General features: G+C 68.7%; 18 protein-coding genes and 3 pseudogenes. 5 read left to right on the forward strand and 16 right to left on the reverse strand.

What is annotated here, in order from left to right:
• Positions 1 to 85: 85 nt before the first annotated feature.
• Together ACZ7L9_RS28640 and rlmN are read right to left on the reverse strand one after the other, a co-directional pair.
• The gene (locus tag ACZ7L9_RS28640; protein ID WP_471419616.1) at positions 86 to 1,198 is read right to left on the reverse strand and encodes a thiamine ABC transporter substrate-binding protein; all 1,113 of its coding nucleotides are present in this window, start codon (positions 1,196 to 1,198) and stop codon (positions 86 to 88) included.
• A gap of 245 nt (positions 1,199 to 1,443) precedes the next feature.
• Positions 1,444 to 2,550 (reverse strand): dual-specificity RNA methyltransferase RlmN, encoded by a 1,107-nt coding sequence (gene rlmN / locus ACZ7L9_RS28645; RefSeq protein WP_471419618.1) that lies wholly within the window; start codon positions 2,548 to 2,550, stop codon positions 1,444 to 1,446.
• Positions 2,551 to 2,947: 397 nt separating this feature from the next.
• On the opposite strand from rlmN, the gene ACZ7L9_RS28650 reads away from it, so the two are divergent.
• The 3 genes from ACZ7L9_RS28650 (at position 2,948) to ACZ7L9_RS28660 (ending at position 5,254) form a co-directional block, all read left to right on the forward strand.
• Complete coding sequence (locus ACZ7L9_RS28650) at positions 2,948 to 3,319, forward strand: hypothetical protein (RefSeq protein ID WP_471419620.1); 372 nt, start codon at positions 2,948 to 2,950, stop codon at positions 3,317 to 3,319.
• Positions 3,320 to 3,555: 236 nt separating this feature from the next.
• Positions 3,556 to 3,966: a VOC family protein gene (locus ACZ7L9_RS28655; protein WP_471419622.1), complete on the forward strand. Its 411-nt coding sequence runs from the start codon at positions 3,556 to 3,558 to the stop codon at positions 3,964 to 3,966.
• Positions 3,967 to 4,684: 718 nt separating this feature from the next.
• Positions 4,685 to 5,254 (forward strand): GNAT family N-acetyltransferase, encoded by a 570-nt coding sequence (locus tag ACZ7L9_RS28660; RefSeq protein WP_471419624.1) that lies wholly within the window; start codon positions 4,685 to 4,687, stop codon positions 5,252 to 5,254.
• Positions 5,255 to 5,323: 69 nt separating this feature from the next.
• Here the strand turns inward: ACZ7L9_RS28660 and ACZ7L9_RS28665 are convergent.
• Positions 5,324 to 5,404, reverse strand: a pseudogene (locus ACZ7L9_RS28665) (GntR family transcriptional regulator); the annotation flags it as partial.
• Between ACZ7L9_RS28665 and ACZ7L9_RS28670 the strand changes: the two are divergent.
• Positions 5,401 to 5,795, forward strand: a pseudogene (locus ACZ7L9_RS28670) (tyrosine-type recombinase/integrase); the annotation flags it as partial. The pseudogenes ACZ7L9_RS28665 and ACZ7L9_RS28670 overlap by 4 nt on opposite strands.
• Positions 5,796 to 5,985: 190 nt before the next feature.
• On the opposite strand, the gene ACZ7L9_RS28675 reads toward ACZ7L9_RS28670, so the two are convergent.
• From ACZ7L9_RS28675 to rpsB, 5 genes are all read right to left on the reverse strand, one after another.
• On the reverse strand, positions 5,986 to 7,071 hold the full coding sequence (locus ACZ7L9_RS28675) for a phosphatidate cytidylyltransferase (RefSeq protein WP_471419626.1): 1,086 nt from the start codon (positions 7,069 to 7,071) through the stop codon (positions 5,986 to 5,988).
• On the reverse strand, positions 7,071 to 7,628 hold the full coding sequence (gene frr, locus ACZ7L9_RS28680) for a ribosome recycling factor (RefSeq protein WP_384459900.1): 558 nt from the start codon (positions 7,626 to 7,628) through the stop codon (positions 7,071 to 7,073). The genes ACZ7L9_RS28675 and frr overlap by 1 nt, the downstream gene beginning before the upstream one ends.
• Positions 7,629 to 7,808: 180 nt before the next feature.
• Entirely contained in the window at positions 7,809 to 8,585 is a 777-nt protein-coding gene (pyrH, locus tag ACZ7L9_RS28685) for a UMP kinase (protein WP_384459903.1), read from the reverse strand.
• 159 nt (positions 8,586 to 8,744) lie between these two features.
• Entirely contained in the window at positions 8,745 to 9,599 is an 855-nt protein-coding gene (tsf, locus tag ACZ7L9_RS28690) for a translation elongation factor Ts (protein WP_471419629.1), read from the reverse strand.
• Between the two features lie 99 nt (positions 9,600 to 9,698).
• Positions 9,699 to 10,604 carry a 30S ribosomal protein S2 gene (gene rpsB, locus ACZ7L9_RS28695; RefSeq protein WP_471419631.1) on the reverse strand — a complete coding sequence of 302 codons (906 nt, stop codon included), beginning with the start codon at positions 10,602 to 10,604 and terminating at the stop codon, positions 9,699 to 9,701.
• Between the two features lie 277 nt (positions 10,605 to 10,881).
• Between rpsB and ACZ7L9_RS28700 the strand changes: the two are divergent.
• Positions 10,882 to 11,493, forward strand: a pseudogene (locus ACZ7L9_RS28700) (peptidoglycan DD-metalloendopeptidase family protein); the annotation flags it as partial.
• 80 nt (positions 11,494 to 11,573) lie between these two features.
• Here ACZ7L9_RS28700 and ACZ7L9_RS28705 read toward each other — a convergent pair.
• The 8 genes from ACZ7L9_RS28705 to lepB form a co-directional block, all read right to left on the reverse strand.
• Positions 11,574 to 12,140, reverse strand: a complete 567-nt coding sequence (locus tag ACZ7L9_RS28705; protein ID WP_471419680.1) for a TetR/AcrR family transcriptional regulator — start codon at positions 12,138 to 12,140, stop codon at positions 11,574 to 11,576.
• Positions 12,141 to 12,259: 119 nt separating this feature from the next.
• The gene (gene whiG, locus ACZ7L9_RS28710; protein WP_471419633.1) at positions 12,260 to 13,096 is read right to left on the reverse strand and encodes an RNA polymerase sigma factor WhiG; all 837 of its coding nucleotides are present in this window, start codon (positions 13,094 to 13,096) and stop codon (positions 12,260 to 12,262) included.
• A 243-nt stretch (positions 13,097 to 13,339) separates the two neighbouring features.
• Positions 13,340 to 14,596: a DNA-processing protein DprA gene (gene dprA / locus ACZ7L9_RS28715; RefSeq protein ID WP_471419635.1), complete on the reverse strand. Its 1,257-nt coding sequence runs from the start codon at positions 14,594 to 14,596 to the stop codon at positions 13,340 to 13,342.
• Positions 14,593 to 16,218 (reverse strand): YifB family Mg chelatase-like AAA ATPase, encoded by a 1,626-nt coding sequence (locus ACZ7L9_RS28720; protein WP_471419637.1) that lies wholly within the window; start codon positions 16,216 to 16,218, stop codon positions 14,593 to 14,595. The genes dprA and ACZ7L9_RS28720 overlap by 4 nt, the downstream gene beginning before the upstream one ends.
• Entirely contained in the window at positions 16,218 to 16,577 is a 360-nt protein-coding gene (locus tag ACZ7L9_RS28725; protein ID WP_471419638.1) for a YraN family protein, read from the reverse strand. The genes ACZ7L9_RS28720 and ACZ7L9_RS28725 overlap by 1 nt, the downstream gene beginning before the upstream one ends.
• Before the next feature lie 234 nt (positions 16,578 to 16,811).
• Positions 16,812 to 17,120, reverse strand: coding sequence for a DUF2469 domain-containing protein (locus ACZ7L9_RS28730; protein WP_003965949.1), 309 nt, complete (start codon positions 17,118 to 17,120; stop codon positions 16,812 to 16,814).
• A gap of 64 nt (positions 17,121 to 17,184) precedes the next feature.
• Entirely contained in the window at positions 17,185 to 17,673 is a 489-nt protein-coding gene (locus ACZ7L9_RS28735; RefSeq protein WP_471419640.1) for an NUDIX hydrolase, read from the reverse strand.
• Positions 17,663 to 18,415 carry a signal peptidase I gene (lepB, locus tag ACZ7L9_RS28740; protein ID WP_471419642.1) on the reverse strand — a complete coding sequence of 251 codons (753 nt, stop codon included), beginning with the start codon at positions 18,413 to 18,415 and terminating at the stop codon, positions 17,663 to 17,665. Before lepB ends, ACZ7L9_RS28735 begins: the two co-directional genes overlap by 11 nt.
• Positions 18,416 to 18,441: the final 26 nt, after the last annotated feature.

Genomic DNA, 18,441 nt, shown 5'->3' on the forward strand with positions numbered 1-18,441 from the left:
TCCTCACCACGCGGCCCGTCCCGGTGCCCGCCCGTCCCGCCCGAAATCCTCCCGCTCGCGCCCGTGCCGCGTACGGGTGTCTTCGCTACTTCACTACGAGCGAGGACCACGACTGGACCCACTGCTCACGGTTCTTGGAGATCTTGTCCGGGGCGACGGTCGTCGGCCTGTCCACCGTCGCGCCGAACTTCGTGAAGAGCTCCGGCAATTTCGCGCCCTTGGTGACCGGGTTCACGAACATGTTGAGCGGCATGTCCTCCTGGAACCTCTTGCTGATCAGGAAGTCCAGCAGGGCCTTGCCGCCCGCCTCGTTCTTCGCGCCGTTCAGCAGCCCCGCGAACTCGATCTGGCGGAAGCAGGTCCCGGTGGCGACCCCGGTCGGGGCCGCAGTGGGCTGCGGCTTCGCGTAGAGCACCTCGACGGGCGGGCTGGAAGCGTACGAGACGACGAGCGGCCGGTCGGCCTTGGCCTTCTTGCCGCCCGCGGAGCCGGAGAACTCCTCGTTGTACGCCTGCTCCCAGCCGTCGACGACCTTGACGCCGTTGCTCTTCAGCTTCTTCCAGTAGTCCTGGTAGCCCTTCTCGCCGTAAGTGGCGACGGTGCCGAGGAGGAAGCCGAGGCCCGGCGAGGAGGTCGCGGCGTTCTCGGTGACGAGGAGGTCCTTGTACGCGGGCTTCGTCAGGTCCTCGAAGGACCGCGGCGGCGCGAGCTTCTTGTCGGCGAAGTACTTCTTGTCGTAGTTGACGCAGATGTCGCCGGTGTCGATCGGGGTGACCCGGTGCTCGGCGGCGTCCAGTTGGGTATCGGACGCCACCTGATCGATGCCCTTCGCCTCGTACGGCGTGAAGAGGCCGCTGTCGAGGGCGCGGGAGAGCAGGGTGTTGTCGACGCCGAAGAACACATCACCGCGCGGGGAGCCCTTGGTCAGGATCTCCTGGTTGAGCGCGACACCCGCGTCGCCGCTCTTAAGTACCTTGACGGTGTAGCCGGTCTCCTCGGTGAACTCCTTGAGCACGTCCTTGGAGGCGTTGAAGGAGTCATGACTGACGAGCGTCACGGTCTTCGAACCGGAGTTCTTCGTGGAGCCGGAACCGGAGTCCGACGTGTCGGAACTCCCGCAGCCGGCAAGTGCGGTGACGCCGAGCGCGGCGCAAACGGCCGTCGCCGCGAGCTGCTTGGTTCTGCGCGTGGTGCTCATTGTGGATTCCTCCTGGGTTTTGGCCAGGAAGAGACGCGGCCCTGCCCGCGGGAGGCGGGCAGGGCGCAACAGCATGAGTTGATGACCGAACTTCCTACCCGGAATGACCCGGGCGAGGTTCAGAGGGTCTGCGGCCGACCTGTCCTCGGTGCCGCACTCTCAGCGCTGTGGCGCTCCCCTGTCGGAATATGAAGTTGATTCTATGAAGTTGATTTCAGGCCCAGATTACACGGGCCGTACCGGCCTCAGCGCTCGGCTGCCGCCAACTGCCCGCAGGCCCCGTCGATCTCCTGGCCGCGGGTGTCCCGCACAGTCACCGGCACCCCGTGTGCCGCGATCGCCTCGACGAAGGCCTTCTCGTCCTCGGGCCGCGAGGCGGTCCACTGGGAGCCGGGCGTCGGGTTCAGCGGGATCAGATTGACGTGCACCCGCTTCCCCTTGAGCAGCCGGCCGAGCCGATCGCCGCGCCAGGCCTGATCGTTGATGTCCCGGATCAGCGCGTACTCGATGGAGATGCGACGGCCGGACTTCTCCGCGTACTCCCACGCGGCGTCCAGCACCTCACGCACCTTCCACCGCGTGTTCACGGGGACGAGCGTGTCGCGCAGCTCGTCGTCCGGGGCGTGCAGCGAGACGGCGAGACGGCACTTGAAGCCCTCGTCGGCGAAGCGGAGCATCGCGGGCACCAGGCCGACGGTGGAGACGGTGATCCCGCGCTGCGAGAGCCCCAGCCCGTCCGGCTCCGGGTCGGTCAGCCGACGGATCGCGCCGACCACCCGCTTGTAGTTGGCGAGCGGCTCGCCCATGCCCATGAAGACGATGTTGGAAAGCCGCGCCGGGCCCCCCGGGACCTCCCCGTCACGCAGCGCCCGCATGCCGTCCACGATCTGGTGGACGATCTCGGCGGTCGACAGATTGCGGTCGAGACCCGCCTGTCCCGTGGCGCAGAACGGGCAGTTCATCCCGCATCCCGCCTGTGACGAGATACACATCGTCACTCGTTCCGGGTAGCGCATCAGGACGGACTCGACGAGCGTCCCGTCGTGCAGCTTCCACAGCGTCTTACGGGTGGTGTCGTCGTCACAGCTGATGTGGCGGACCACGGACATCAGGTCGGGGAACATCGCTTCGGCGAGCTTGTCCCGCGAACCGGCTGGGATGTTGGTCCACTCGGCCGGGTCGTGCGCGTACCGCGCGAAGTAGTGCTGCGAGAGCTGCTGCGCGCGGAACGGCTTCTCGCCGATCGCGGCGACGGCTTCCTTGCGCTCGGCGGGCGTGAGGTCGGCGAGATGCCGCGGCGGCTTCTTGGCTCCGCGGGGCGCGACGAAAGTGAGTTCTCCGGGCTTAGGCATGGCTCCACCAGTGTCGCAGATCCAATCGGGTGACCTGGTGCTGTCCGCCCGGACGACTGTCGTCAGTGGTCGGCGCCGGTCGTCGTTGATCGCCCTCAGACGGCCCACAGACGGCCCAGAGTGCGGGCATCAAGAGGAGACAGATGGACAGCGCGCCCCTGGTCCGCCATGCTGCCTTGGCGGTGAGAGGCCAGTGCTGGCTGCATTGCGTGAGGGGCGGGGATTGATGGAGCAACCGCAGGTCGCAGCTATGCCGCCGGAGCGTATCCGTTACCGGTTGACGCGCCTCCAACACCTGCTGCCCGTGTTGCCCGGCTTCGTTATCATCATGGCCTTCCAGGTCTTGTTCTGGTTGGACGGGGGACCGTTTGGTCCTGTACTGGTTTCAGGACTGCCCATGGGGGGTGCCCTGACCGTGGTGCTGATCACCTCGCGGCTCTTCGGGGTCACTCTCGCGCCATCGGCGGCCATCGTGCACAACCTCCGCCGCCGGACCATCCCGTGGTCGAACGTCCAAGCCATCCAGATCGAGTCTCTCTTCGGGAGCCGGACCGTCGTGATCTACGAAGCGGGCGGCCGCCGTACCCGCCTGCGGGCGCCGATCACCGGGTTCCTCAGCTGGGATCGCAGCTTCGAGGAGAAGTTCCACACCATCGGTAGGTGGTGGCTGGATCACCGCGGCCCGGACTGGGCTCCTGTCCCGCCGCCGAGGGCGCAGTGGGGTGGCCCACCGGCGTCCGACGGGAACCCTTACGCCCCTCCCGCGTAGTCAACAGCTGATCCACTCACCCTCCGGGCGGCGGAGTCCCAGTGACTGGATCAAGCCAGGGGGCGCCGTCCATAGGTCGTAACAGCGCCCGTGCCGGACGCAGACGTGAAGGTCTGGCCTCATCCTTATCAGGTCGATCATGTGGAGTCATGGACGTCGGCCAACTCGCTCTGGGCCTCGATGAATGCTTAGGGCCTGTCTCGAAGTCGAGTGTGAGCTTGTGACAAGATCGCGGGATGCTGCGACTCACCGATTTCATTATCGACTGCCCGGACACGATGAAGCTGGCGGCTTTCTACTCCGAGGTGACGGGCCGTCCGATCAAGGAAAGCAGCTCCGAGGACTGGGCTGGCATCCAGTTCGGCGAGATCGAGCTGGCGTTCATCCGGGTGGACGACTACCGCGCTCCGCAGTGGCCCGACAGCGAGCACCCCAAGCAGTTCCACCTCGACTTCGAAGTGGACGAGATCGAGTCCGAGCAGCGCCGCGTCCTCGACCTCGGCGCGACGCTGAGGCAGGACTTCATCGGCCCCAACGGCTACGGCTGGCAGGTCTACACCGACCCGATCGGCCACCCCTTCTGCCTGTGCCGCAACAAGGGCGTCATCTGGACCGACCAGGGCCCGATCTGGCCCGAGCGCGACTAATTAGCCGCCCACTTCCTCACCCACCTCCCCAGCTCCCATCCCGTCCGCCGTCGGCCCACACGCATGTGGAGCGGGCGTGGTCCATGGTGTCCAGGTGGAGCGCGCCACTGTACGAACGACCTGGACGCCATGGGCCGCGCCCGCTCGGCTTCGCCTGGGTCGACGGTGGACGGGATGGGAGCCCCCCGCACGCCCCTACGGACCCGCACCCGCGTACGGCGCCCCCTCCATCCCGGTGCCGGCCGATCCCCCGCCGGAGGCATGTTCTTGATCGGGCCGCGATATGCGGTGATCGACTCATGGCCACCGGCCCTATCCATGTGGGCGCGCGTCGGCGCAGCGTGCGCGGAGCGGGCCGAAGGCGGGAGCGCAGCCGGGTGCCTTGATGAGGTAGAGAAACTCGTAACAGCTCTTGGCCCGAGGGCAGTTGGACTAGGTGCCGTCCGGGCCGGTGAGGTTGCGACCGTCATGGGTTCGGATGTGGGGTGCCAGGTCATCGGACAGGGCATCTGCGATGCGGACGCTAAAGGCCTCGCTCATCGCGGCCATGGCTTCGCCCGGGGCTGGGAGCGTGGGTCAGTAAACAACTCCTGGAATGCCACGCCTCGTGGTGAAGTGCGGCTGCCGACCGCTGCTCTTGAAAAGGCGTGGCTGCCGGGCAGTCGTGATGCGACAATCCGTCCGCAACTTGATCCACATCCGCGTCCCGGAGGTCCGCATGGACATCGCCTCGCTGCTGCCGATGACCACGTCCCGGTTGTCGCTGCGTCTGTTCACTCCCGGCGACGCCGATGACCTGTACGCCTACCAGAGCCTGCCGAGCGTGGCGCGCTACTTGTACCGACCGGCGCACACGCGTGAGCGCAGCGAGCAGGTTGCCACCGAGCGCGCGGCGCAGACGGCCTGGCGCGCCGACGGGGACAAGCTGGCGCTCGCTGTCTGCCGACGCGATGAGCCCGGCGTCCTTGGCGAGGTGAGCCTCACCCTGGCCGATGCCCGCGCCGCCCAGGCCGAGATCGGCTGGACTCTCGACCCAGGTCACGAGGGGCACGGCTACGCGACCGAGGCGGCCGCGGCGCTGGCCGGGTTTGCCTTCGACACGCTGGGCGTGCACCGGCTCTACGCACGGCTGGATGTGGAGAACACCGGGTCTGTGCGGGTCTGTGAGCGCCTCGGGATGCGCCGGGAGGCGCACCTGGTCGAGAACGACCTCGACGGGGATCGCTGGGGCAGCGAGTACATCTACGCGGCGCTGTCCGCGGATCTTGGCAGTCGATCAGGCGATTGAGCCCGACGCCGCCTCCTGTTCGTGATCTTCCATACGGGAGAATCCTGGTATGTCTGGTGGGGATGGCCGCGGAACCTGCTGCCGCACAACCGTGCCGTGTCCTCGGGACGGGGTAACCAGGCCCTCGGCCTCAAGGGCCTTGTAGGCCATGGCGCAAGCCCGACGGTCCGAAGGTAACGGCCCGCCTCCTGTTCACGAACGCCGCGAACGGGATCGTGTGGCACAGCAACTTCGACGTCCAGGACTGAAAACCCGCTCTCGCCCTTGCGGGCCTCATCCCAGACGCCGGACCCGACGGCAAGTACGACTCGGCGCGCGAGCACGGCATGCACGCCCTGAGGCACTTCTACGCCTCCGTGCTGCTGGACGCCGGGGGAGCATCAAGGCCGTCAGCCAGTATCTTGGGCACACCGACCCGGCGCTGATGCTGCGGGTGTACGCGCACCTCATGCCGTCGAGCCAGGAGCGCACACGGAACGCCGTAGACCGGGTGTTCCTGCCCCCGCCTTCCGGGCTTGACGGTCCAGAGACGGCCCAGTAGCCCAAAACGGGCCCCTGATCCGCGCTTAACGCGCAGGTCGGGGGCTCTTTTGCTGCCCGGTCACTGCCAGTTCTCCGGGCTTAGGCATGGTCCATCCAGTGTCGCAGACAGAACACTGAGGGCCCGCCGCCCTGTGGACAACGGACCCTCACTCGTAAAAGCCCAGGTCAGGAAGGTAGAGCTCGGGGGATCAGCCGGAGCCCACGAACAGCACCAGCAGCAGCCAGACCACCGGGGCGGTCGGCAGCAGCGAGTCCAGTCGGTCCATGATGCCGCCGTGCCCCGGCAGCAGCGTGCCCATGTCCTTGATGCCGAGGTCCCGCTTGATCATCGACTCGCCCAGGTCACCGAGGGTGGCGGTGGCCGCGACCGCGAGCCCCAGCAGCAGTCCCTGCCACCAGGAACCGCCGTCGATCAGGAACTGCATGCACAGCGCACCGGCGGCCATCGCGAAGGCGACGGCCCCGAACAGGCCCTCGCGGGTCTTCCCGGGGCTGATGCGCGGCGCGAGCTTGTGCTTCCCGAAGCGCCAGCCGACGGCGTACGCACCCGTGTCGCTGACCACCGTCAGCAGCAGGAAGGTGAGCACCCGCTGCGGCCCGTCGTCCGCGGTCAGGAGCATGGCGACGAAGGTGGCCAGGAACGGTACGTAGAACGCGGCGAACACGCCCGCCGTGACGTCCTTGAGGTAGCCCTCCGGAGGCTCGGTCATCCGCCAGACGAGCACTGCAAGCGCGGTCAGCGCCATCGCCACCCAGGCACCCTCGGCACCCCGCGCGTATCCGGCCACGACCATCCCCGCGCCACCGACTGCCAGCGGAATGAGCGGCGCCTTGATGCCCTTGCGCTCCTCCAGCCGCGAGGTGAGCTCCCACAGGCCCACGACGACGGCAACGGCGATCACACCGACGAAGACGGCCTTCACGATGAACAGCGAGGCGACGATGACGGCGCCGAGCCCCACACCGACCCCTATGGCGGCTCGCAGGTCACGGCCCGCACGCTTCTTCTGCGGGGGAGGCGGCGCGGTGGACATGGGCTCCTGCGGCTTCTCGTCGCGGAACAGGGGGCCGCCGTTCAGGCGTGCGGCCCCCTGGTCCCGATCATCACGGTCGTCAGCGTCTCTACCTGCGTCGGGAGCGTCCGGCACGATGGGCATGGGCCGAGTCTGCTGGGCGCCATGCACATCGTATGCAGCACCCGCCGGAGCTGCCTGCGTCTCGGGCGGACCCCAGTGGCCGGCTCTCTGCGGGGCGCCCCAGGAAGAGTCGTTCATCAGACTTCGAGCAGCTCGGCTTCCTTGTGCTTGAGCAGCTCGTCGACCTGTGCGACGTACTTCGCGGTGGTGTCGTCGAGCTCCTTCTCAGCGCGACGCACCTCGTCCTCGCCGGTCTCCTTGTCCTTGACCAGCTTGTCGAGCGTCTCCTTGGCCTTGCGGCGCACGGCCCGGATGGAGATCTTGGAGTCCTCGGCCTTCGTCTTCGCGACCTTGATGTACTCGCGACGACGCTCCTCGGTGAGGTCCGGGAACGTCACCCGGATGATGTTGCCGTCGTTGCTCGGGTTGACACCGAGGTCCGAGTCGCGAATGGCCTGTTCGATGTTGCGCAGCGCGCTCTTGTCGAACGGCGTCACGACGGCCATGCGCGGCTCGGGCACCGAGAACGAGGCGAGCTGGTTGATCGGGGTCAGCGCGCCGTAGTAGTCGGCGACGATCTTGTTGAACATCGCCGGGTGGGCACGGCCGGTACGGATCGCGGCGAAGTCCTCCTTCGCGACGACGACGGCCTTCTCCATCTTCTCCTCGGCCTCAAGGAGGGTTTCTTCGATCACCACGTGCTCCTGCGTGTCTTGAATGGGCCCGGCGTGCTCGGGCCCGGCGGGTCCTGGGTCGCGTCCTCACCTGCACGGTGTCCGACCGGCAGGCCGTTGTCCATCCTTCGGGACCTGTCCCGGGGTGTTCCCCGCAGGCCCCGGGCCCTCCCGTGGATTCCCGGGAAGGCCCCCCGGTTCTCAGGCCCGGGTGCCCTGGTCACTCACGAGCGTGCCGATCTTCTCACCCTTGACCGCGCGGGCGATATTGCCCGTGGCGGTCAGTTCGAAGACGAGGATCGGCAGCTGGTTGTCACGGCAGAGCGTGATGGCGGTGGCGTCGGCGACCTTGAGATCGCGAGCGAGCACCTCGCTGTACTCAAGGGCGTCGAACTTCACCGCGTCGGGGTTGGTCTTCGGGTCGGAGTCGTAGACCCCGTCCACGCCGTTCTTGCCCATGAGCAACGCCTGGGCGTCAATCTCCAGGGCGCGCTGGGCGGCAGTGGTGTCGGTGGAGAAGTACGGCATCCCCATACCGGCGCCGAAGATGACGACGCGGCCCTTCTCCAGGTGGCGCACGGCGCGCAGCGGGATGTACGGCTCCGCGACCTGCCCCATGGTGATGGCGGTCTGGACCCGGGAGTCGATGCCCTCCTTCTCCAGGAAATCCTGGAGCGCAAGGCAGTTCATGACCGTGCCGAGCATGCCCATGTAGTCGGACCGGGCCCGGTCCATGCCGCGCTGCTGGAGTTCGGCACCACGGAAGAAGTTGCCGCCGCCGATGACAACCGCGATTTCTGCGCCGTCGCGGACGACTGCCGCGATTTCCCGGGCAATGGCGTGTACGACGTCGGGGTCTACGCCGAGACCTCCGCCGCCGGCGAACGCTTCTCCGGACAGCTTCAGCATGAAGCGTCCGGGCACCTTGCCGTCCTCGCGCTTGTGGTCACCTTTGGCGGCGTCCGCGCCCTTGTTCATGGAGATTCTCCTCGTGCACATACGAAGAAGGCCATTGCCGGTGGGTCTGGTGTCCCTCAGCGGCAATGGCCTCCTCGTCAGATCTGCGGTCGTACGGCATGAGTGCGGCCGACGACTGCACTGGACCCTAACGGGGTCCACCGTTGTTCGCGGACGGACTCAGATGCCGACCTTGATGCGCGAGAAGCGCTTCAGGGTGACACCGGCCTCGTCCAGAACCTTCTGGACGGACTTCTTGTTGTCCTTGGCGAACGCCTGCTCCAGGACGACGACGTCCTTGAAGAAACCGTTGACGCGACCCTCGACGATCTTCGGAAGGGCGGCCTCCGGCTTGCCCTCCTCGCGAGAGGTGGCCTCGGCGACACGACGCTCGTTCTCGACCGTCTCGGCCGGGACCTCGTCGCGGTTGAGGTACTTCGGGGCGAAGGCGGCGATGTGCTGCGCGACGTCCTTGGCGACCTCGGCCGCTGCCTCGTCCGAGGCGGTCCCCTTGTCGAGATCGACCAGGACACCGACCTGCGGCGGGAGGTCGGGCATCGTGCGGTGCATGTACGCGGCCACGTAACCGCCGGTGAACTGCGCGAAGCGGTCCAGCACGATCTTCTCGCCGAGGTTGGCGTTGGCCTCGTCGACGTACGCCTGGACGGTCTTGCCGGCCTCGATCTCGGAGGCGAGCAGCGCAGCCAGGTCGGCCGGGGAGGTCGCGGCGACGTGGGCGGCGAGCGTGTTGGCGACGGTCTGGAACTTCTCGCCCTTGGCGACGAAGTCCGTCTCGCACTTCAGCTCGAGCAGAACGCCGGAGGTCTTGTCCTCGGAGATGAGGGAGACGACGGCACCGTTCTCGGCAGAACGGCCCTCGCGCTTGGCGACGCCCTTCTGACCCTTGATACGGAGCTCCTCGACGGCCTTGTCGACGTTGCCGTCGGCCTCGTCGAGCGCCTTCTTGCAGTCCATCATGCCGGCGCCGGTCAGCTCGCGGAGCTTCTTGACGTCAGCGGCGGTGTAGTTCGCCATGAGTCTGTGTTTCTCTCTCGAAGTCTGAAAGATCTACGGGTGAACGGCGGGGGCGGTGCTTGTGGCACCGGCCCCCGCCGTCATCAGCCGTGACGGGTGTCAGGCCTGCTCGGCGTCCGCGGCCGGGGCCTCGGCAGCGGGGGCCTCGGCAGCAGCCTCGGCCGGCTTCTCGGCATCCGCGACCTTCTCGGTCTCGGTGGAGGACTGGGCCTCGGCGTCGGCCTTCTTGTCGCCCTCGAGCAGGTCGCGCTCCCACTCGGCGAGCGGCTCGCCGGCGGCCTTCTCTCCCGGCTTCGAGTCACCGGTGGCGGCACCGGAACGGGCGATGAGGCCCTCGGCGACGGCGTCGGCGATCACGCGGGTGAGCAGGGTGACGGAGCGGATCGCGTCGTCGTTGCCCGGAATCTTGTAGTCGACCTCGTCGGGGTCGCAGTTGGTGTCGAGGATCGCGACGACCGGGATGTGGAGCTTGCGCGCCTCACCGACGGCGATGTGCTCCTTCTTGGTGTCGACGATCCAGACGGCGCTCGGCACCTTCTGCATCTCGCGGATACCACCGAGGGTCTTCTCCAGCTTGGCCTTCTCGCGGGAGAGGACCAGGAGCTCCTTCTTGGTGAGGCCGGAGGCGGCCACGTCCTCGAAGTCGATGAGCTCGAGCTCCTTCAGACGCTGAAGGCGCTTGTAGACGGTGGAGAAGTTGGTGAGCATGCCACCGAGCCAACGCTGGTTGACGTACGGCATGCCGACGCGCGTCGCCTGCTCGGCGATGGCCTCCTGGGCCTGCTTCTTGGTACCGACGAACATGATGGAGCCGCCGTGGGCGACGGTCTCCTTGACGAACTCGTAGGCGCGGTCGATGTACGACAGCGACTGGAGCAGGTCGATGATGTAGATGCCGTTGCGCTCGGTGAAGATGAAGCGCTTCATCTTCGGGTTCCAGCGACGGGTCTGGTGACCGAAGTGGACGCCGCTTTCCAGCAGCTCCCGCATCGTGACGACGGCCATGGCCGTACTCCTTGAGGTGCTCGGTTGCCGCGACCGCAGGATTGCTGTCGCGCCTGACGCCCCGACGCGCCGTGCCACAAGGGACCGAGGAGCGCGGCCACCATCCGCAGAGAGGGAGGTGGCGGGGCGTGCGAAGTCGACCCGGTGACCCGGATCGCCATAGGAAGTGTACGGGACGGGCCGGGTGTCGGGTGACGGCGTTGTCCACAACCGGTCGGTAGTCCACAGATCCGGACCGTGATCCCCGCGAATCCGCGCGGCGCGGGACCGTTCTGCCATGCGATGCACACTTGATCCGCCCGTTTCCCTTTCCCTTCTCGTGCGCGACCCCTGGCGCGTGCGCGGACTCCGATTCTGCGAGGCCGCGCTCGTGGCGGTGGTGACCGTTCTCGCGACGCTGTGTGGTGTGCCGGTCGCGGCGGCGGCAGGGAAGGGTGCCGTGCCTGCCGCCGTGTGGCCGCTTGCCGGGCAGCCCGTGGTCGTACGGGGATGGGAGCCGCCGGCCGACGCCTACGGGCGGGGGCACCGCGGGGTGGATCTCGCCGCGGAGCCGGGCACGGAGGTGCTCGCCGCGGCCTCCGGCCGGGTCTCGTTCGCAGGGCGTGTGGCGGGGCGCGGGGTGCTGGCGATCGAGGTGGCCGGGACGGGTGATCCGCCTCGGCGGACCACGTACGAGCCCGTGCGCGCGCTGGTCGCGAAGGACGAGGAGGTGGTGGCGGGACAGGTCGTGGCGGTAATCGAAGCGGGGCCCTTCCACTGTGCGTCGGGCTGTCTGCACTGGGGACTGCGGCGCGGTGACGCGTATCTGGATCCGTTGTCGCTGCTGCCGCCCGGGCTGCTGCGGCGGGGGCCGTCCCGGCTGCTGCCGGTGTTCGGCGTACCGGAGCCTCACCCCTCGGCCGAGGGGGCCGGGGACGGACTCGCCGCCCCCGGCGTTCTCTTCGTCGTCGCCGCCGTGCGACCCCGACGTCAGTCCCGCACGCCCTGCACACCGCGCAGGACCATGGCGACAGTGATGTCCGCGATCACGCCCGGCTCCTCCGCCACGCCGAGTTCGACACGCCGCACCGCGGCGTCGACCGAGCCCTGCAACAGCATCGCCGCCAGCCTCGGCTGTTCATGGCCGAGGTCGCCGAGCGCCTCGACGATCATGGCGATCAGCCCGCCGTGCGCGGCCCTGATCTTCTCGCGTGCACCCGCGTCCAGTTCGCTCGCCGAGATCGCGACGACCGCCCGGTGGCGGCGGTCCCCGACGAGGTCGAGCTGTCGCCGTACGTAGGCCTCGATCTTCGCCTCCGGCGTGGTGGCCTGCTCCATCGCGCCTTCGACCTCGGCCGCCCAGACAGGGAAGTCGACGGCGCAGAGCTCTTCGACGACTGCCGCACGGGAGCGGAAGTACTCATAGACGGAGGACCGGGCGAGGCCCGTGCGTTCGGCGAGGGCGGGGAAGGTCAACGCCTCCGTACCGCCCTCGGACAGCAAGGAGCGGGCGGCGTCCAGGAGGGCGCCGCGCTGCATGGTCCGGTGCTCGGCCACCGAGGCCGCTCGAATCCTGGGCACTCGTCCACTCTACGGCGACCGGTGTTCGAGAGGGCGCGTAAGGCGCCGATCGGTAGCCGAAGCAGCCACAAGACGCAGCGGCCACCGGGCGGGGCTCAGCGGCCGGCGTCGGCCAGTTTCGCGCGCAGTTGCAGCACCGATTTGGTGTGGATCTGGCTGACACGGCTCTCGGTGACCCCGAGCACGTTGCCGATCTCGGCGAGGGTGAGGCCCTCGTAGTAGTAGAGGGTGACAACCGTTTTCTCACGCTCCGGAAGCGTATTGATCGCCCGGGCGAGCAGCCGTTTGAGCTCACGGTCCTCGGCAACCTCCACCGGATCGTCGGCGGCGGTGTCCTCGAGCGTGTCCATCAGGCTCAGCCGGTCGCCGCCCTCGCCGCCGACGTGCAGCAGCTCTTCCAGCGCGACCACGTTCGCGAGGGACAACTGGCTGAAAACCGCGTGCAGTTCCTCCAGCGCGATGCCCATTTCCGCAGCGACCTCCGGCTCGGAAGGGGTTCGTCGCAGCTGCGCCTCCAGCGTTGCATAGGCACGTTCCACGGCCCGCGCCTTCTGGCGCACCGAGCGCGGGATCCAGTCCAGCGCCCGGAGTTCGTCGATCATCGCGCCCCGGATGCGAGTGATCGCGTACGTCTCGAATTTGATCGCGCGCTCGATGTCGAACTTCTCGATCGCGTCGATCAGCCCGAAGACTCCCGAGGAGACGAAGTCCGCCTGCTCGACGTTGGAAGGCAGGCCCACACTCACCCGGCCCGCGACGTACTTCACCAGCGGCGAGTAGTGCAGGATCAGTTGCTCCCGCAGCCGCTCGTCGCCCGTGGACTTGTATGAACGCCACAACTCGTCGAGCGAGGAGGGAGCGGGGGGGCGCACAGTGCCACGCGCAGCCGGTGGTACTGCCGCACGGTCAGACCCGGAGGTGTGCTGGGGCATGTGGTGCCTTGAGCCGTTCTGCTGTGAAGTGCTGGGGGGACTTGTGTCTGAGTCGGAATTCTTGCGAGCGTAGCGTGACTGAGGCGTCGCGGTCCGCGCAGGACGGTGGATCGGCGCTGTGCCATTCCGGCCGATCGAACATGCCTGACGTCCGGGGCCGTCGCCGCGTGCGCCGGCCCCAGAAGCGTCGCTGAAGGATCCGCCGAGGTCATCGGCATCACCTTTTCACCCGAATGCTCCAGGTCAAGTACCGCCTCGCCGCGCGTCGCCATTGCATGTCCGTCGCGGCGTCAACTGCCATCCATCGCCATCGCGTTCGACGAACCCCAGTGAGTGCAGTTCGTACAGCCTGCCGAGCGCTTCGTCGGCGCTGGTTCCCGCCGCGCGGGCCACCTCGCGGCCACTCACGGCGCCGCGCGACGGCAGCGCGTCGAGGACCCTGGCGGAGACGGCGTCCAGCAGGTCCCTGGGGTGTACGGGGCCATGCCTGGCCGGAGCCAGCTCACCGATGTCCCCCACCAGTTCGGCTACTTCCGCGGCGTCTGTCACCAGGATGCCCTCCTCGCGGAGCAGTTCATGGACTCCTGCTGACAACCCGCTGGTGGCGGGACCCGGCACGCCCATGGTGAAACGTCCGAGCCGCTGCGCGCTGCGTGCGGTGACCAGCGAACCGCTGCGGTATTCGGCCTCGACCACCACCGTCCCCCGCGTCAACGCGGCGATGACCCGGTTCCGGAGAATGAATCTGCTGCGGGTCGGATGATCGGACGGTGGTAATTCGCCGATGACGAGCCCCTGTTCCGCGATGCGTCCGATCAGCTCGGCATGACCCCGGGGATAGGCGACGTCCACCCCGCAGGCCAGGACCGCCATCGTCGCCCCGTCGGCAGCGAGCGCGCCACGATGAGCTGCCCCGTCCACCCCGAACGCCGCTCCCGAGACGACCACCCATCCCAGCTCGGCGAGACCGGCGCCGAGGCGCGCCGCCATGTGGGAGCCGTACGGCGTGCAGGCACGGGCGCCGACCACGGCGACCGAGCGCAGCGCCCAGAGCCGCAGATCGCGCGGTCCCCGCACCCACAGGCCTGTCGGCCTGGTGTCTCCCAGGTCGTCGAGCTGGCTGGGCCACTCCCGATCGCCTGGGCAGACGAACCGCCCGCCGAACACTGCGACTGCCGCGAGGTCCTGCTCGGGCTCGGCGCTCTCGGCCCGTAACCGGTACCCGTCGAGACGTTGCCGAGTCATTCCGGTCAGTTGCTCCGCAGCCCCGTCCCTGGTGGTGATCCGTCGTATCAGCTCGACGGCGCCGAGTTCGCGCAGCCATCGGCCGCCGCGCTCGTCCCCCGGCTCCAGGACGCGGGTCAGCGCGGCCCGCGCCAGGCGTTCCCGATCGCTCACCGCCACCCCCGGCTCCCCCTCCGGTCCTGGATCGGGCCCCGTGCCGCGCTCCGGGTTCCGCGCCGGGTGCTGTCTCTGGTCATGGTCCACCCGCGCTGTCATGACGCTCCGGCCTCCATCAGGGCGCCCCGGGGAATCCCGGTCCGCAGTTCCAGCGCCACCGCGATGTCGGGCGCTTCCGGCCGGTCGGCACCGCGCAGATCGGCGACGGTCCACGCCACCCTGAGCACCCGGTCCAGGCCCCGAGCCGTGAGCACGCCGCGTTCCATGTCCCGTTCGGCTTCCATGAGCGCGCCCGGTGCCGCAACCAGCCGGGTCCGCAGCTCATGGCCGGGCACCTCGCTATTGGTCGTCCACGGGGTGCCGGCCAACCGCTCCGCCGCCCGCACCCTCGCCCCCCGGACCCGGGCCGCGACGGTGGCCGTCGACTCGCCCCTGCCGCCCTGCCCCATCAGGTCCTGGCGCCTGACGGGATCGACGGCCACCCGCAGATCGACCCGGTCGAGCAGGGGCCCGGAGAGCCTCGACTGATAGCGCCGGACCGTCGACGGCGCGCACTCGCAACCGGCGCCGCTGAGTGTGTGCCGGCCGCACGGGCAGGGGTTGGCGGCCAGCACCATCAGGAATCTGGCGGGCAGCCGCACCACCCCGGCGCTGCGTGCCACCACCACATGCCCCGACTCCAGTGGCTGGCGCAGCGCGTCCAGCGCCCGCACGGAGAATTCCGGTGCCTCGTCCAGAAAGAGAATCCCTCGGTGGGCCAGGGAGACCGCACCGGGCCTCGGCAGCCCGTTGCCCCCGCCGACCAGCGACTGCATCGTGGCCGAGTGGTGCGGTGCGCAGTACGGCGCCCGGGTGACCAGCGGTTCCCCCGGCGGCAGAATGCCGGCCACCGAGTGCACCGCGGTGACTTCCAGGGACTCCTTCCTCGTCAGCGCCGGCAGGATCGCCGGCAATCGCTCGGCCAGCATGGTCTTGCCGGCGCCCGGCGGCCCGGAGAGCAGCAGATGGTGACCACCCGCCGCGGCGACCTCCAGCGCCTTGCGGGGCCGCCGTTGCCCCGCCACGTCCGCGAGATCCGGCGGGTTGCCGTCGCCCTGCCCGGGCCCCCGGGCGAGCCCGCTACCGATGCCCGCGCCGGGCACCATCAGCCCGGCCAGCATCGTGTCGGGGCGCCCCTCGTCGTGGGCCTCCCGCTCGTCCGGCACCGGCTCGTCGCAGAGCACCGCGATCAGCTGCCGCAGACTCCGCACCCCGAGAACCGAGACCCCGGGCACCAGCGCCGCCTCCCCCGCGGTCTGCTCGGGCACGACGACCTGGCGGTACCCGGCCTCCGCCGCGGCGAGCACAGCGGGCAGCACCCCGCGCACCGGCCGCACCCGGCCGTCGAGCCCCAGCTCACCGATCATCACCACATCGACGATGGACGCCGGATCGATCCGCTCGGCCGCTCCCAGCACCGCACAAGCCACCGCCAGATCGAATCCGGAGCCGCCCTTCGGTACGGAAGCCGGTGACAGGCCCACCGTGAGTTTCTTCTGCGGCCACTCCGCCCCGGAGTTCACGACCGCGGCCCTGACCCGGTCCCGGCTCTCCACCAGGCTCTTGTCCGGCAGGCCCACCAGGGTGAACGCGGCGACCCCCGCCTCCAGGTCCGCCTGAACCTCCACCACCACGCCCTCGACGCCGACGAGCGCCACTGAACACGCCCGCGCGAACCCCATCAGGCCACCCCGCGCGCATGCTCGACAACGGGCGCTCCACGCCTGGGCAGCACCACGCCGACCAGGTCGATCCGGACCCCGCCGGGCGGCGGGCCGCCGTGCCGATGGAGCCAGATCCCGGCCAGCCGTCGCAGCCGCTCCGCCTTGACCGGGGTGACCGCCGCCATCGGATGTTCGAAGGCGCCCGCCCTGCGGGTCTTCACCTCGCAGACCACGAGTGCGTCGCCGTCCATCGCGACGATGTCGATCTCACCGGCACGACAGCGCCAGTTCCGTTCCAGTACGCACATGCCGACGTCGGTCAGCAGCCGCGCCGCCAGATCCTCGCCGAACCGCCCGAGTGCCCCCCGTGCGTTCATATCGGCACCACCTCCGGGACCGACTCTGACGCGTTCGGCCCCGGCTTGTGGATCTTGGTGGACAACTGCTGGATTGTGGACAACTCGGCCACCCGGAGGTGGGAATCGGTCTCCCGAAGCCGGGGATCACTCGAAGGTGGGGGTCAATCCCCCGGAGGCGGCAAACGTTCCTCTTCGGGTCTTCCCCCTCGAATCCTCCCTCGGATCCCCCTGGGGCTCCCCAGGAGTGCCGGCTCAGCCGCCCGGAAGTTCGAGATCGCTCTTGTTGAGCTCCTCGATGTTGACGTCCTTGAACGTCAACACGCGTACCTGCTTGACGAAACGTGCGGGCCGGTACATGTCCCAGACCCAGGCGTCCGCCATGGATACTTCGAAAAACACCTCACCCTGAACCGAGTGCACCTGCATCTCGTAGTCGTTGGTGAGGTAGAAGCGCCGTTCGGTCTCGATCACATATTTGAACAGACCGACGACATCTCGGTACTCCCGGTAGAGCTTCAGCTCCATCTCGGTCTCGTACTTTTCGAGGTCCTCGGCGCTCATTGGCATGTTCCCCTTCAGCCGTGCGTGCCCCCATTGTGCGCCAGGCCCCGGCGCCCCTGGGCGCTTAGACGATTTCGGGGGCCAGAACCAGTGGCGTACGCGGAGGACCCTCGTCGAGCAGCGTGCGCAGCAACTCGGCGAGACTGGTCGGGTACACCGTCTCACGCGCCGCCGACAGTTCGGCGGAGGTCCACCACCTCAGACCCGCGACGCTGCGCTGCTCCAGCCCGGTCATCCCGCTGGTGTCGGTGACAGTCTGCGTCGTGCGTGCCAGGAAGTACCACTCGTCCTGGTCCCAGCGGCGCCCGTCGAACGGGAACGAGCACAGCCGTTGCCAGAGCAGCGGGCCCAGCTCGACATCGGTGATCCCGGTCTCCTCGGCGAGCTCGCGCAGCGCGGCCTGTTCCCGGGTCTCCGCGCCCTCGAGACCGCCACCGGGGGTGAACCACCAGGTGCTCGCAGGGTCCTCCGGTTCGAACCCGTGTATCAGGAGAATGCGGTCGTCGGAGTCCAGAAGTACCACCCGGGCGACCCTCCGCTTCTCAGTGTGCATCGGCGGTCGCCCTTTCCCGCTTGTTCCGTGTCCGGTCCGATCGCGCGGCCCGTGCCGCGATCGGACCGTACGCGGCACCGCCGAGGATAAGCACCACACCGGCCACCACAGCACCGAGCTGCAGCCTCAGCGGCCCGGGCGACGACACTCCGCCCGGGAGGGCCGCGAAGGCCTGCGGCCGCCCGACCATGCCGTTCACCGGCCAGGCGATGGCGTCCACCCGCGCCTGCACCGCGCTGCGCGGCACAGAACCCTGCCCCGGGTCCTTCAGATGGACCCGGGAGTCCAGCGAGGAACTGCGCTCGTCACCGAGCAGGAAGAGCTGCCCCTTGGGCACATTCGCGGTGAAGTTCTTCAACGAGGCGAGGCCCTCGGTCTGCAGATACGGTTCCTCAACGGGTTTGTCGTTGATCGTGAGCCGGCCCTTGTCGCAGCAGGCGATCGTGTCCCCGCCGATCCCGACGACCCGCTTCACCATGGGCATGTCGCCCCACGCCGGATCGGTGAAGACCACCACGTCGCCGCGGTGCACCTCGCTGCCGTCGATCCGCTGGGCGAGCACCCGGTCACCGGCATGGACCGTCGGTGTCATCGACTCGGTCGGCACCGTATAGGGCCGGTACACCACGGCCCCCCAGACGAACCCTCCGAGAAAGAGCACACAGCCGACGGCCACGGCCAGCCCCGACAGCATGCTGCCGAGCCGGCCGTGGCCGTCACCTGTACGTCCTGTTGCACTCATCCCAGCGCCCCCACCTCGGAGATCGA

It is taken from the genome of Streptomyces sp. NPDC111516 (genome assembly GCF_055635345.1).